This is a genomic window from Streptomyces virginiae (assembly GCF_040638905.1).
Taxonomy (GTDB): Bacteria; Actinomycetota; Actinomycetes; order Streptomycetales; family Streptomycetaceae; genus Streptomyces; species Streptomyces virginiae_B.
In genome coordinates, this window is record NZ_JBEZYV010000004.1 from 243,583 (window position 1) to 256,503 (window position 12,921).

At 70.3% G+C, this 12,921-nt stretch carries 15 protein-coding genes; 5 read left to right on the forward strand and 10 right to left on the reverse strand.

Going from position 1 to position 12,921, the window contains the following annotated elements; translation table 11 throughout:
• The first annotated feature begins 44 nt into the window (after positions 1 to 44).
• The 3 genes from trpS to AB0F82_RS09015 all read left to right on the forward strand — a co-directional run bounded on the left by trpS (position 45) and on the right by AB0F82_RS09015 (position 2,860).
• On the forward strand, positions 45 to 1,058 hold the full coding sequence (gene trpS, locus AB0F82_RS09005; protein ID WP_362625174.1) for a tryptophan--tRNA ligase: 1,014 nt from the start codon (positions 45 to 47) through the stop codon (positions 1,056 to 1,058).
• A 97-nt stretch (positions 1,059 to 1,155) separates the two neighbouring features.
• On the forward strand, positions 1,156 to 1,752 hold the full coding sequence (locus AB0F82_RS09010; protein ID WP_362625176.1) for a 2'-5' RNA ligase family protein: 597 nt from the start codon (positions 1,156 to 1,158) through the stop codon (positions 1,750 to 1,752).
• A 178-nt stretch (positions 1,753 to 1,930) separates the two neighbouring features.
• Entirely contained in the window at positions 1,931 to 2,860 is a 930-nt protein-coding gene (locus AB0F82_RS09015; protein WP_362625178.1) for a YihY/virulence factor BrkB family protein, read from the forward strand.
• 167 nt (positions 2,861 to 3,027) lie between these two features.
• On the opposite strand, the gene AB0F82_RS09020 is transcribed toward AB0F82_RS09015, so the two are convergent.
• A complete protein-coding gene (locus AB0F82_RS09020; RefSeq protein ID WP_362625180.1) occupies positions 3,028 to 4,278 on the reverse strand; it encodes a D-alanyl-D-alanine carboxypeptidase family protein in 1,251 nt (416 codons plus the stop codon).
• Between the two features lie 121 nt (positions 4,279 to 4,399).
• On the opposite strand from AB0F82_RS09020, the gene AB0F82_RS09025 reads away from it, so the two are divergent.
• Entirely contained in the window at positions 4,400 to 4,669 is a 270-nt protein-coding gene (locus tag AB0F82_RS09025) for an SCO4848 family membrane protein (RefSeq protein ID WP_356811440.1), read from the forward strand.
• A complete protein-coding gene (locus AB0F82_RS09030) occupies positions 4,666 to 6,006 on the forward strand; it encodes a metallophosphoesterase (protein ID WP_362625182.1) in 1,341 nt (446 codons plus the stop codon). Before AB0F82_RS09025 ends, AB0F82_RS09030 begins: the two co-directional genes overlap by 4 nt.
• A gap of 72 nt (positions 6,007 to 6,078) precedes the next feature.
• Here the strand turns inward: AB0F82_RS09030 and AB0F82_RS09035 are convergent, their stop codons facing one another.
• The 9 genes from AB0F82_RS09035 to AB0F82_RS09075 all read right to left on the reverse strand — a co-directional run bounded on the left by AB0F82_RS09035 (position 6,079) and on the right by AB0F82_RS09075 (position 12,726).
• Positions 6,079 to 6,828, reverse strand: coding sequence for a TetR family transcriptional regulator (locus tag AB0F82_RS09035; RefSeq protein WP_356811439.1), 750 nt, complete (start codon positions 6,826 to 6,828; stop codon positions 6,079 to 6,081).
• A gap of 11 nt (positions 6,829 to 6,839) precedes the next feature.
• Positions 6,840 to 7,247 (reverse strand): thiol-disulfide oxidoreductase DCC family protein, encoded by a 408-nt coding sequence (locus AB0F82_RS09040; protein WP_356811437.1) that lies wholly within the window; start codon positions 7,245 to 7,247, stop codon positions 6,840 to 6,842.
• Positions 7,248 to 7,268: 21 nt separating this feature from the next.
• On the reverse strand, positions 7,269 to 7,673 hold the full coding sequence (locus AB0F82_RS09045) for a hypothetical protein (protein WP_356811436.1): 405 nt from the start codon (positions 7,671 to 7,673) through the stop codon (positions 7,269 to 7,271).
• Positions 7,674 to 7,828: 155 nt separating this feature from the next.
• On the reverse strand, positions 7,829 to 8,380 hold the full coding sequence (locus AB0F82_RS09050; protein WP_362625185.1) for a hypothetical protein: 552 nt from the start codon (positions 8,378 to 8,380) through the stop codon (positions 7,829 to 7,831).
• 183 nt (positions 8,381 to 8,563) lie between these two features.
• The gene (locus AB0F82_RS09055) at positions 8,564 to 9,322 is read right to left on the reverse strand and encodes a succinate dehydrogenase iron-sulfur subunit (RefSeq protein WP_030764336.1); all 759 of its coding nucleotides are present in this window, start codon (positions 9,320 to 9,322) and stop codon (positions 8,564 to 8,566) included.
• Positions 9,322 to 11,076 (reverse strand): succinate dehydrogenase flavoprotein subunit, encoded by a 1,755-nt coding sequence (sdhA, locus tag AB0F82_RS09060; protein WP_356811433.1) that lies wholly within the window; start codon positions 11,074 to 11,076, stop codon positions 9,322 to 9,324. The genes AB0F82_RS09055 and sdhA overlap by 1 nt, the downstream gene beginning before the upstream one ends.
• 23 nt (positions 11,077 to 11,099) lie before the next feature.
• Positions 11,100 to 11,582, reverse strand: a complete 483-nt coding sequence (locus AB0F82_RS09065; RefSeq protein WP_362625187.1) for a succinate dehydrogenase hydrophobic membrane anchor subunit — start codon at positions 11,580 to 11,582, stop codon at positions 11,100 to 11,102.
• 5 nt (positions 11,583 to 11,587) lie between these two features.
• A complete protein-coding gene (gene sdhC, locus AB0F82_RS09070) occupies positions 11,588 to 11,968 on the reverse strand; it encodes a succinate dehydrogenase, cytochrome b556 subunit (RefSeq protein WP_078628202.1) in 381 nt (126 codons plus the stop codon).
• 152 nt (positions 11,969 to 12,120) lie between these two features.
• Positions 12,121 to 12,726, reverse strand: a complete 606-nt coding sequence (locus AB0F82_RS09075; RefSeq protein WP_436842057.1) for a 2-oxo-4-hydroxy-4-carboxy-5-ureidoimidazoline decarboxylase — start codon at positions 12,724 to 12,726, stop codon at positions 12,121 to 12,123.
• Positions 12,727 to 12,921 lie beyond the last annotated feature (195 nt).

The window sequence follows — 12,921 nt, forward strand, 5'->3', positions numbered from 1 at the left end:
CGACGGCGGGCACGAGCCCGTCCCGCACCTGAGAGAATGGGGCCATGGCTTCTGATCGTCCTCGCGCGCTCTCCGGCATCCAGCCCACCTCCGGTTCGTTCCACCTCGGGAACTACCTCGGAGCCATCCGCCAGTACGTCGCCCTCCAGGAGACGCACGACGCGTTCTACATGGTCGTCGACCTGCACGCGATCACCATGCCCCAGGATCCGAAGGACCTGCGCGCGAACACCCGCCTCTCCGCCGCGCAGCTGCTCGCCGCCGGCCTGGACCCGGAGCGCTGCACGCTCTTCATCCAGAGCCACGTCCCCGAGCACGCGCAGCTCGGCTGGGTGATGAACTGCATCACCGGTTTCGGTGAGGCCAGCCGGATGACGCAGTTCAAGGACAAGTCCGCCAAGGGCGGCGTCAACAGCGCCAGCGTCGGCCTCTTCACGTACCCGATCCTCCAGGTCGCCGACATCCTGCTGTACCAGGCGAACGCCGTCCCGGTCGGCGAGGACCAGCGCCAGCACATCGAGTTGACCCGCGACTTGGCCGAGCGCTTCAACGGCCGCTTCGGCCGGACCTTCACCCTCCCGGCGGCCCACATCGTCAAGGAGGTCGCGAAGATCTACGACCTCCAGGACCCGGCGATCAAGATGTCGAAGTCGGCGTCGTCCCCGAAGGGCCTGATCAACCTCCTCGACGAGGCCAAGGTCACCGAGAAGAAGATCAAGAGCGCGGTCACCGACACCGAGGCCGAGATCCGGTTCGACACCGAGAAGAAGCCCGGCGTCAGCAATCTGCTCACGATCTACTCCACCCTCACGGGTGAGTCGATCCCCGCCCTGGAGGAGAAGTACGCCGGCAAGGGCTACGGCGCGCTGAAGACGGACCTGGCCGGCGTGATGGTCGATTTCGTCACACCCTTCAAGCAGCGCACCCAGGAGTACCTGGACGACCCGGAGACCCTGGACTCCATCCTGGCCAAGGGCGCGGAGAAGGCCCGCGCGGTGGCCGCGGAAACCCTCGCGCAGGCGTACGACCGGCTGGGTCTGCTGCCCGCCAAGCACTGACGAACGCACCTACGGAAAGACGGCTCTGGCACGAAGAGGGGTCCTGGCCGCACACTGGGGCGGCAGGAGTCCACAGGGACAAGCGGAGGAGAGATTCGTGGGGACCGTAACGCTCGGCGTTTCGATCGCGGTCCCGGAGCCGTACGGCAGCCAGCTCCAAGAGCTGCGCGCGGGCTTCGGGGACGCCGCCGCGCACGGCATCCCCACGCACGTCACCCTCGTACCGCCGACCGAGGTGGAGGCGGACCGGCTCCCGGCGATCCGGGCCCACCTGACCCAGGTGGCGGCCGCCTTCCGCGCCTTCCCGATGCGGCTGGAGGGGACGGGAACCTTCCGGCCCGTCTCGCCGGTCGTCTTCGTCCGGATCGCCGAGGGTGCCGCGGGCTGCACCCGGCTCCAGGGCGAGGTCCGCGACCCCTCCGGGCCGCTCAGCCGCGAGCTGGCCTTCCCGTACCACCCGCACGTCACCGTCGCCCACGGGATCTCCGAAGAGGCGATGGACCTGGCGTTCACCACGCTGGCCGAGTACGCCGCCGAATGGGTCTGCGCCGGGTTCGCCCTCTACGAGCAGGGCTCCGACGGGGTCTGGCGCAAGCTGCGCGAATACCCGTTCGGGAAGGGGCCCATAGGCGTTCCGGCGCAGCCGGGTTCTCCCGTGGACCAGTCCGCCGGGGCGACCGTACGGCCTTCCTGACGGAGCGGGCGCAGGGTCAGCCGGGCGGTGCGCCGGGCACGGAACCTCAGCCTCCGCAGGACCAGGGTGTGGAACGGACGCCCCGTCGAGGGCGCTGGGCGAAAAGTCACAATCGACGACCGTAGTCCCTGAAACCGACAATCCCGGCTATTTCCGGCGTCTCATTTACGGTGACCCCATGGACTGGCTGACGAAACTCCCGGTGGTCGGGCCGCTGGCGGGTCGTCTCATGAAGACGCACGCGTGGCGCTCCTACGAACGCCTCGACCGCGTGCACTGGACCCGGCTCGCCGCCGCGATCACCTTCATCAGCTTCCTCGCGCTCTTCCCCCTGATCGCCGTGGCCGCGGCGGTCGGGGCGGCGCTGCTCAGCGACGAGCAGCTGGACAAGCTGGAGAAGGCCTTCGCCGAACAGGTCCCCGGCATCTCCGACCAGCTCGACATCGGGGGACTCGTCGCGAACGCCGCCACGATCGGCCTCGTCGCCGGCGCCCTCCTCCTCTTCACCGGCATCGGCTGGGTGGGCTCGATGCGGGACTGCCTGCGCGCGGTGTGGGAGAAGGACGACGAGGACGAGGGGAACCCCATCGTCCGCAAGGGCAAGGACGGGCTCGTCCTGCTCGGCCTCGGCGCAGTGGGCCTGGTCTCGGCGGCGGCCTCGATCCTCGGGTCCAGCGCGGTCGGGAAGTCCGCCGACCTGCTGGGCATCCCGCGCGAGGGCCCGGGCGGCGCGCTGCTGCGCGCCTTCGCCTTCCTCGTCGGCGTGGTGGCCGCCTTCCTGGTGCTGCTCTACCTCCTGACCCTGCTCCCCGGCGTCGAACCGCCCAGGCGCCGCCTGATCGAGGCGGCGCTGATCGGCGCCGCCGGCTTCGAGCTGCTGAAGCTGCTCCTCAGCGGCTACATGCGCGAGGTCGCCGCCAAGAGCATGTACGGCGCCTTCGGCGTGCCGATCGCCCTGCTGCTCTGGATCAACTTCATGGCGAAGCTGCTGCTGTACGTCTCCGCCTGGACGGCCACCCGCGGCGACGGGGACGGCGAGGGGGAGTCGGACGGTGACGGCGCCGAGGCTCCCCCGGCGGCGGAGCAGGAGTCGGCCGCCGGGCGGTGAGGTGCGCGAAACCCCGGGTGCGGGCTCGGAGAACCCGTTCGGGTGAACCCGTGGCACGGGACCGATCGGCCGGGCCGCCCCTGGAGCGCTCATGTCCGTCTCCCGCCGTACGCGCGATCTCCTGACCACGACCGCCGCCGCCCTGCTCCTGTCCGGGCCGGAACCTCCTAGACGAGCTCCTCGTCGTGGCCCCGGCTGCGCCGGCCGCGGGGCCAGCGGCGGTTGACCACGAAGGCGCCGCCCGCCAGGACGGCGAGCGCACCGCCCGCGACGCCCAGCGCGGTGCCGACACCGCCGGCCGGGCCCACGCCGTGTCCCGACGCGTTGTTCTCGTGCGACTGGGCGGGCGAGCCGTGCGGGGAGGTGTCCGCGCTCTTCGGCGGCACCAGCTCACCCACCGGCTTGACCTTCCCGGCCGCGGCGAAGCCCCAGTCGAAGAGCGCGGCGGTTTCCTCGTAGACCGAGTTCGCGCCGCCCGCACCCGGGTTCATCACGGTGACCAGCAGCTTCCGGGAGCCCTGCTGCGCCGCGCCCGTGAAGGTGGAGCCCGCCATGGTCGTGTTGCCGTTCTTCACCCCGGCGATGCCCTTGTACGGAGAGATGCCGCCCACGCCCGTCATCAGCCGGTTGGTGTTCTGGATCTCGAAGTAGTCCCGCGGCTTACCCGGCTCCTGCAGGCCGGGGAACTTCGCGCTCGCCGTGCCGCAGTACTCCCGGAAGTCCTGCTTCTGCAGTCCGGAGCGGGCGATCAATGTGAGGTCGTACGCGCTCGACACCTGGCCCGGGGCGTCGTACCCGTCGGGCGACACCACGTGGGTGTCCAGCGCCTGGAGCTCCTCCGCGTGGGCCTGCATGTCCTTGACGGTCTTCTCGACGCCGCCGTTCATGGCCGCAAGCACGTGCACGGCGTCGTTCCCCGACCGCAGGAACACCCCCAGCCACAGGTCGTGGACGGAGTACTCGTGGTCCTCCTTGACCCCGACCAGGCTGCTGCCCGGGCCCACGCCGTCCATGTCCTGGTCGGTGACCTTGTGGACCTGCTCCTTGGGCAGGCCCGGCAGCAGGGTGTCCGCGAAGAGCATCTTCATCGTGGAGGCGGGGGGCAGCCGCCAGTGCGCGTTGTACGCCGCCAGGACCTCGCCGGACTCGGCGTCCGCCACGATCCACGACCGGCCGGTGAGGTTGGTCGGCAGGGCGGGCGCGCCGGGCAGCAGGTTCACCTGCGTCCCGGGCTGGCCGAGCAGGGACCCGCCGACCGTGGACATCGACGCGGGCGGTGCGGGCGCTGCCGGAGCCTTGGCGGCCCCGCCCTTCCCGTCGGCCGGCGAGGTCGGCGCGGCGTCCGCGGGCGCCACCAGCATGGTGGGCACCAGCAATGCGGCGATAAGGACCGTCAGAGCGGTCGTCTTGGCAGACACGCAGGTGAAAGTACATCCCGATGAGCTGGACGGCGTCGCGGACCGGCCCGTTCGCGGCAACCAACCCCGGGACAGCCCACCCCGGCGCGTCCGTCCCGGGGAGGAAACCGATACTGAGGACATGAAACTCAGCCGTGCCGCTTCCTGGTTCCTGCTCGCCTTCGGAGTGTGGACCTGGTTCATCTGGGTGTCTTTCGTCCGGAACCTGTGGAAGAACGGCAGTGGCCTGGCCTTCGACACCGCGGGCGACCCCACTGCCTACTTCTGGGTCCACCTGGCGCTCGCGGTGTCGTCCTTTCTCCTGGGGACGGCGGTCGGGGTGATCGGGTTGCGCGGGGTCCTGGCGCTGCGGCGCGGATCACGTTCCGGCGCCGAGGGCGGTGCGGCATGACGATCGTGATCTTCGCGCTGGTCGCACTGGCGGTCTGCGCCCTGCTGGTCGCGGTGCACCGCTGGCTGTGGATCCGGCTGGTCCGTGACACCACCGCCCCCGGCGGCCTGCCCCGCCGCGTCGGCACCGCGTTGACCATCGCCCTGCCCCTCCTGTCCGTGGCCGCCCTGACCGCGGGCCGCGCCGGGGCCCCGTTCTGGTTTCAGCAGACGGTGTCCTGGCCGGGGTACCTGTGGCTCGCGGTGCTCCTGTACCTGACCCTGACGATGCTGGTCGCGGAGCCGATCCGCGCGCTGTTGCTCCGCCGTCTGGCCCACCGCGACCCCTCCGGGGCGGTAGCGGCACCTCCGTCGGCGCATTGCGCTCCCTCGTCCGCCACCCCCGAATCCGGCACGGCCACGGCCACGGCCACCGCGTCGTCGTCCTCCGCCGGGGCCGGGGCGGAGCCCGGCGCGGTGCTGGCCGCGGACGGCGCGCCCCGGGGAGCGGTCCCGGCGGCGCCGGGCGGCGGCCTCAGCCGGCGCACCTTCGTCGCGCGCACGGTGGGCGGCGCGGCCGCCGCCGTCGCCCTCGGCACCGTCGGCAACGGCGCGTACGGAGTGCTGCGCGGGCCCGGTGTGCGGCGCGTCCAGGTCCCCCTGGCCAAACTGCCGCGCGCGGCCCACGGCTTCCGGATCGCCGTCGTCAGCGACGTCCACCTCGGCCCGGTGCTCGGGCGCGCCCATGCCCAGCGCATCGTCGACACGGTCAACCGCACCCAGCCCGACCTCATCGCCATCGTCGGCGACCTCGTCGACGGCAGCGTCCCCGACCTCGGGCCGGCGGCGGAGCCGCTGCGCGGGCTGACCGCCCGCCACGGCTCCTTCTACGTCACCGGCAACCACGAGTACTTCTCCGGCGCCGAGCAGTGGGTCGAGCACGTCCGCGAGCTCGGCCTGAGCCCGCTGGAGAACGCCCGGCGCGCCCTGCCGCACTTCGACCTCGCGGGCGTCAACGACATCCAGGGGGAGCGGGAGGGGAGCGGCCCCGACTTCCAGGCCGCCCTCGGCGACCGCGACCGGACGCGGGCCGCCGTCCTCCTCGCCCACCAGCCGGTGGTCATCCACGACGCCGTCCGGCACGGCGTCGACCTGCAGCTCTCCGGACACACCCATGGCGGGCAGCTCTGGCCCGGCAACTTCCTCGCCGAACTCGCCAACCCCACCGTCGCCGGGCTGGAGCGCTACGGCGACACCCAGCTCTACGTCTCCCGCGGGGCGGGTGCCTGGGGGCCGCCGGTCCGCGTCGGCGCGCCGTCCGACATCACAGTCGTCGAACTCGCCTCGTACCAGGCCTGACCCGCCCCGATCGCCAACCGGCCGCGCACGAACCGAACTTCCGGCGGCTGATATTCCGTGAGGGGACATCCGTCAATGGGAGCTCGACCGGTTCTCATCGGATGAGGGCTGCGGGTCCGAGGCCTTGCGCCGGCCGGCCGCCGTCTGGGCCATGCCCGGCAGGAAGTCCGCGAACAGCTCGTGGACCTCGCGCACCAGTGGCCGCAGCACGCGGAAGCGGGCCAGCACGATGCCCCGCGTCGTGAGCTGCGCGCCGCGTTCGGCGAGCCGCCGCGACTTCTCGCTGTCCGGGGAGCGGTCGAATACCCAGTACAGGACCAGGCCCATCTGCGAGAGCCACATCAATTCCGGCAGTACGTCGGCCAGCTCGGCCGGCACCTTGGTCTTCGCACCCGCCAGCACCTCGCGGTGGATGTCGATCGCGGCCTTGCGCGCCGGTTCCGACTCCGGTGAGAAGGGGCTCAGCGGACTTTCGGGGTCCGCCGCGTTCTTGAAGAACTGAGAGGCGAACTCGTGGTACGGGGCGCCGATGTCCAGCCAGCTCGTCAGTACGCCCGCGAGCCGCTTCTGCAGGTCGGTCTCGTTGTCCAGGATGGGCCGGACCGCCGCCTGGTGGGCGGCGCTGATCCGGTCGTAGAAGCCCTGGACCAGGTGTTCCTTCGACTCGAAGTAGTAGTAGGCGTTGCCGACCGAGACACCGGCTTCCTTCGCGATGCCCCGCATGGTCGTCTTGTCGAAGCCGCGCTCCTGGAAGAGGCGGAGCGCGGTTTCGAGGATGAGCGTGCGGGTCTGCTCGCTCTTGGGAGCCTTCTGATCAGTCACGGTGTATGAGCCTATCGGGGGGCGGGGCACTGGTCGTCACAGGCCGGTCCCCCGACGGCCCCGGACTGCCCGTCGGTGCGCACGGCCTGCCGCCACGCGGAGGCCGTGAACATGGCGGCCCGGGCGAACGGGCGGCCGGCCGGCGTCGCCAGCCAGTTCGCCTTCGGCCGGTGTTCGACCAGTGCCCACAGGCACACGATGAAGGCGTCGGTCCCGGTCCACACCTGCCCGGAGTCCCCCACGACGGTGATCTCCCGGAGCGTCGAGGCGTGGTCGAGCCGCGGGAACCGCCGCCGCGCCTCCCAGGACGCGGCGGGGACCAGGGCGATCGGGAGGAGCCGGCGCTGCGCGAGCAGCCAGTGCCGGATGTGCACGCACAGCGGGCAGTCGGCGTCGTAGAGGACGGTCAGGTGCCGCACGGCCCCGGTGTGCGCCACGGCTCAGGCCCCGACCGGCGCGGTCCACCCCTGCGGGGCGACGGGCGGGGTCTGCTGGCGCTCCATGATGCCGCGGCGGCGCATCCTGTTCAGCGCCCATACGTTGCCGAGGTGCATGACGCCCAGGACCAGCAGGACGACGCCGAGCTTGACCGAGAGCGCCTCGAAGAGGGCGCGGGCGGTGTCGACCTCCTCGCCCGAGCGCAGGTAGAGGGTCACGAACCCGATGTTGACGAGGTAGAAACCGACCACGAGCAGCTGGTTGACGGCGTCCGCGAGCTTCTCGTTGCCCTGGAGGACGTCGCCGATGAAAACGCGGCCGTTGCGGCTGAGCGTGCGCGCCACCCAGACGGTGAGGCCGATGCTGATGAGCAGGTAGATGACGTATGCGACCACGGTGAGGTCCATAGCCCCAGCCCCCTTGAACGTGTTCAAACGCTGACGTCGATGACTCTAGAGCCTTTTTTGAACAAGTTCAAGCGAGTGTCCGCTCGCGTCGGACGTCCGGGAACGCGCGCGGGCCCCGGCCGTGCGGCCGGGGCCCGAAGCGTCGCGCGTGACCCTCACATGCTGAGCGCACGCGCGTGGTTGAGCTGCGACATCACCCAGTGGTAGGTGTTCACGTCCACCGCCGGGATCATCGTGGAGTGGTGGCGGCCGCCACTGGTCACCGTGACCTGGATGTAGCCGGTGGTGGTCTTCTCTTTCATCAGGAGGAAGAGCAGGCCGAGCAGGCAGAACAGGAAGAAGACGATCGCCAGCACGATGGCGTGGGGCGGGATCTTCTCCTCGGTGCGCGAGAAGTCGGTCGCGTTCCACATCGCGCCCCTGAGCGGCATGGGGCCCGACGGGGTGATGATCTGGTCGCCGGCGATCGTGATGTCGCCGAGGGCGAAGCCGGCGCCGCCGACCGGCGCGGCGGGGTATCCGCCGGGGACGGACATGCCCGCGCCGCCGATGGTCGGCTGGTACGCCGGGGCCGCCGGGTAGGGCTGGGGGTATCCGTAACTGGCTTCGCCGGGACCCCACTTGTAGTCGCCCTGGCCGGGGGCGCCGGGCGGGCCGCCCTGACCGGCGGGATCGCTCGTGTACGGGTTCGGCTGCTGCTCGCTCATACGGCCGATCCTTCCACAGGCACCCCCGCCGTGTATCCCGGGTTCAGCAGCTCGGTGGCCCCGGTCGGAGGACCGCGCCGACCAGCCGGCTGAACCGCCGCTGTCGGCCTCGCCCGCGACGCACGAGGGCCCCGCCCCCGGACGACCGGGGACGGGGCCCTCGTACGGGCAGGGACCGGGAGGTCAGAAGCGGCGCGTGATCAGCGCACGCTTGACTTCCTGGATCGCCTTGGTGACCTCGATGCCGCGCGGGCACGCGTCGGTGCAGTTGAAGGTCGTGCGGCAGCGCCACACGCCGTCCTTGTCGTTCAGGATCTCCAGCCGCTGCTCGCCGGCCTCGTCACGCGAGTCGAAGATGAAGCGGTGCGCGTTGACGATCGCCGCCGGGCCGAAGTACTGGCCGTCGTTCCAGAACACCGGGCACGAGGACGTGCACGCGGCGCACAGGATGCACTTGGTGGTGTCGTCGAAGCGCTCGCGGTCCTCGGCGGACTGCAGGCGCTCGCGCGTCGGCTCGTTGCCCTTGGTGACCAGGAACGGCATGACGTCCCGGTACGCCTGGAAGAAGGGCTCCATGTCGACGACGAGGTCCTTCATCACCGTGAGGCCCTTTATGGCCTCGACGGTGATCGGCTTCTCGGGGTTGATGTCCTTGATCAGCGTCTTGCAGGCGAGCCTGTTCTTGCCGTTGATCCGCATCGCGTCCGAGCCGCAGATGCCGTGCGCGCACGAGCGGCGGAAGGTCAGCGTGCCGTCCAGGTCCCACTTGATCTTGTGGAGACCGTCGAGCACGCGCTCCTTCGGGTCGATCTCGATCTGGAAGTCCTGCCACTGCGCCTCGTCCGAGATCTCGGGGTTGAAGCGGCGGATCCGGAAGGTGACCGTGATGTACGGGGAGGCCGCGGCCGCCTCTTCCATCTTGTCCAGGGTGGGGGTAGCCATCAGTACTTACGCTCCATCGGCTGGTAGCGGGTCGTGACGACCGGCTTGTAGTCGAGCCGGACCGAGTCCGAGCCGTCGGCTCCGACCTCGCGGTACGCCATGGTGTGGCGCATGAAGTTGACGTCGTCGCGGTTGGGGTAGTCCTCGCGGTAGTGACCGCCGCGGGATTCCTTGCGCGCCAGGGCGGACACGGCCATGACCTCGGCCAGGTCGAGCAGGTTGCCCAGCTCGATGGCCTCCAGGAGGTCCGTGTTGAAGCGCTTGCCCTTGTCCTGGACGGACACGTTCTTGTAGCGCTCGCGCAGCTCCGCGATCTTCTCGACCGCGGTCTTGATGGTCTGCTCCGTGCGGAACACCATCACGCACGCGTCCATCGTCTCCTGGAGCTCCAGGCGCAGGTCGGCGACCCGCTCCTTGCCCGTGGAGTTGCGCAGGTGCTCGACGAGGTCGACCACCTGCTGCGCCGGGTTCTCGGGGAGCTCGACGTAGTCGTTCTCCTGCGCGTACTTGGCGGCGGCGATACCGGAGCGCTTGCCGAAGACGTTGATGTCCAGCAGCGAGTTGGTGCCCAGGCGGTTCGCGCCGTGCACCGACACGCACGCGACCTCGCCGGCCGCGTACAGGCCCGGGACGACGGTGGTGTTGTCCGCCAGGACCTCACCCTCGACGTTGGTCGGGATGCCGCCCATGGCGTAGTGCGCGGTGGGCTGGATCGGAATCGGGTCCGTGTACGGCTCGATGCCCAGGTAGGTGCGCGCGAACTCGGTGATGTCCGGGAGCTTGGCGTCGAGCTGCTCCGGCGGGAGGTGCGTGAGGTCCAGGTACACGTGGTCACCGGCCGGACCGCAGCCGCGGCCCTCACGGATCTCGGTGTAGATGGAGCGCGAGACGACGTCACGGGACGCGAGGTCCTTCATGACCGGCGCGTACTTCTCCATGAAGCGCTCGCCGTCCTTGTTGCGCAGGATGCCGCCCTCACCGCGGGCGCCCTCCGTCAGCAGGATGCCCATGCGCCAGATGCCCGTCGGGTGGAACTGGAAGAACTCCATGTCCTCCAGCGGCAGGCCGCGGCGGTAGCAGGCCGCCTGGCCGTCACCCGTGAGGGTGTGCGCGTTGGAGGTCACCTTGAAGAACTTGCCGGTGCCGCCGGAGGCGTAGATGACGGCCTTGGCCTGGAACACGTGGATCTCGCCGGTGGCGAGCTCGTACGCGACCACACCGGCCGACTTCTTGACGCCGTCCTCCTCGACCAGGAGCTGGTCCAGGACGTAGAACTCGTTGAAGAACTCCACGCCCTCCTTGACGCAGTTCTGGTACAGCGTCTGGAGAATCATGTGACCGGTGCGGTCCGCGGCGTAGCAGGACCGGCGGACCGGCGCCTCGCCGTGGTTGCGCGAGTGGCCGCCGAAGCGGCGCTGGTCGATGGTGCCGTCCGGGGTGCGGTTGAACGGCAGGCCCATCTTCTCCAGGTCGAGGACCGCGTCGATGGCCTCCTTCGCCAGGATCTCGGCGGCGTCCTGGTCGACCAGGTAGTCACCGCCCTTGACCGTGTCGAAGGTGTGCCACTCCCAGTTGTCCTCCTCCACGTTCGCCAGCGCTGCGGCCATGCCGCCCTGCGCGGCGCCCGTGTGGGAGCGGGTGGGGTAGAGCTTCGTCAGCACCGCGGTGCGGCTGCGCTTGGTCGCCTCGATGGCGGCGCGCATGCCGGCGCCACCTGCGCCGACGATGACGGTGTCGTACTTGTGGATCTTCATTGGTTTCGCCTCAGCCCCGTTGCCTAGCGGATGTTCGGGTCGAAGGTGAAGATCACCAGCGTGCCCAGAAGGATGGTGAACACCGTGGCGGTGTAGAGCAGGCCCTTCAGCCACAGCCGCGTGTTGGCACGCTCCGCGTAGTCGTTGATGACGGTACGCAGGCCGTTGGCGCCGTGCAGCATCGCCAGCCACAGCATCAGCAGGTCCCAGACCTGCCAGAACGGGGACGCCCAGCGGCCGGCCACGAAGGCGAAGCCGATCTTGGAGACGCCGCCGTCGAGCACCAGCTGGATCAGCAGGTGGCCGATGACGAGGACGACGAGCACGATGCCCGAGAGGCGCATGAAGAGCCACGCGACCATCTCGAAGTTGCCGCGGGTCGAGCGGGGCGTCTTGCCCGTGCGCTTGCGCGGCGCCTCGATGTAGGGCGCGGGGTTGTCCACGTCGTAGAGGGAAACACCCTCCACGTCGCCGATGGCCTTGGCGGAAGAAGTGTCAGAGGACATGCGCGTCACTTCCCGAACAGTTCAGCGGCTGCGTGGCCGAGCACGGGGTAGAGGGCCCCGACCATCAGCACGACCCAGATGCCCACGACCCACCAGAGCATCGTCTTCTGGTGGCGCGGGCCCTTGGACCAGAAGTCCACGGCGATGACACGGAGACCGTTGAGCGCGTGGAACAGGATTGCGGCGACGAGGCCGTACTCCAGCAGCGCGACGATCGGAGTCTTGTAGGTAGCCACGACATCGTCGTACGCCTCGGGTGAGACGCGGACGAGAGCGGTGTCGAGGACGTGTACGAACAGGAAGAAGAAGATGAGGACGCCGGTGACTCGATGAGCCACCCAGGACCACATTCCTTCCCGGCCGCGGTACAACGTTCCAGCCGGCACGGAAAACCCTCCGGAAGCGGGGCGGGGGCCAGCCGGCTTCTTTGTCGGTCGGGCCCGGCCGGGTACGGTCCACCGGCCCCGGACATCGTAGCGACGAGTTGTCGGTTCCCTCGCCCGGGGTCCGGCTGTGTGATCAAACAGGCACGTACGGGCTATCCCACAGGGGCGAATAGCCCGGTTTCGACCGTAGGGGCCCCGTCGGAGCGGGTCAGCCGGCGCGTCACGTCCAGGAGCCGGGACTGCGCGACACGGCGCAGCTCGTCCGCGGAGAGCGAGCGCTCCTCGTCCACCTCGTGCCCCATCCGCCGGCGGATCGCCTCCAGCAGCTGGTCGGCCTGCTCCTCCGGCGGGTGCCCGTCCAGGCAGATCACGAAGGCGTGGCCGAACTTGCGTTCGTACTCCGCGTGGGCCGCGTCGAGCGCCAGCAGTGCGGCGTAGGACGCCCCGTGGTCCAGCTCGGCCGAGTGCTCCGCGGCCAGCGCCTCGGTCAGATCGGTCTGCGAGAGGTCGTACGAGGCCTCGTCCGCGGCGGCGAGGAGGGCACCCGCGTCGGGGTAGGGGCGGTGTGCCGCCACCCGGTGCGCCCAGCGGCGGCTTCCGCAGCAGTGCAGGAGGACCGCCCGGGCGGCCCCGGGGGACAGGGCGTTGAACCGCGCCAGTCCGGGGCCGTGGGCCGGGTCGGGGCAGCCGCGGGCCTGTGCCGGAAGGTGGCTGGACAGCGGGGGGCTCCTCGGGGCGTGGCGCGGGTGTCCCGTCACGCTATCGACGCAGGGCACGGTGTGTCGTACCCATGCGGGGATTTCACCCGGAAGTGAACCGAAAGGATGACGTGAGCGCCACGGACAGGCATGGTGGGATGCCCGAAAGGGGGAGGGCGACCGAGGCCGCCACCCCCCACAGGAGAGGCCCCGGCCGCCATCCGTCACGGGCTCGTGCGACAAGCCCGTACCCCT

What these genes read in the sequence shown, in the direction of transcription:
- AB0F82_RS09030 (WP_362625182.1), top strand. Translation starts at nt 4,666, where the DNA reads ATGACGATCGTGATCTTCGCGCTGGTCGCACTGGCGGTCTGCGCCCTG.
- AB0F82_RS09050 (WP_362625185.1), bottom strand. Translation starts at nt 8,380, where the DNA reads ATGAGCGAGCAGCAGCCGAACCCGTACACGAGCGATCCCGCCGGTCAG.
- sdhA (WP_356811433.1), bottom strand. Translation starts at nt 11,076, where the DNA reads ATGAAGATCCACAAGTACGACACCGTCATCGTCGGCGCAGGTGGCGCC.
- AB0F82_RS09025 (WP_356811440.1), top strand. Translation starts at nt 4,400, where the DNA reads ATGAAACTCAGCCGTGCCGCTTCCTGGTTCCTGCTCGCCTTCGGAGTG.
- AB0F82_RS09015 (WP_362625178.1), top strand. Translation starts at nt 1,931, where the DNA reads ATGGACTGGCTGACGAAACTCCCGGTGGTCGGGCCGCTGGCGGGTCGT.
- AB0F82_RS09045 (WP_356811436.1), bottom strand. Translation starts at nt 7,673, where the DNA reads ATGGACCTCACCGTGGTCGCATACGTCATCTACCTGCTCATCAGCATC.
- trpS (WP_362625174.1), top strand. Translation starts at nt 45, where the DNA reads ATGGCTTCTGATCGTCCTCGCGCGCTCTCCGGCATCCAGCCCACCTCC.
- AB0F82_RS09065 (WP_362625187.1), bottom strand. Translation starts at nt 11,582, where the DNA reads ATGTCCTCTGACACTTCTTCCGCCAAGGCCATCGGCGACGTGGAGGGT.
- AB0F82_RS09055 (WP_030764336.1), bottom strand. Translation starts at nt 9,322, where the DNA reads ATGGCTACCCCCACCCTGGACAAGATGGAAGAGGCGGCCGCGGCCTCC.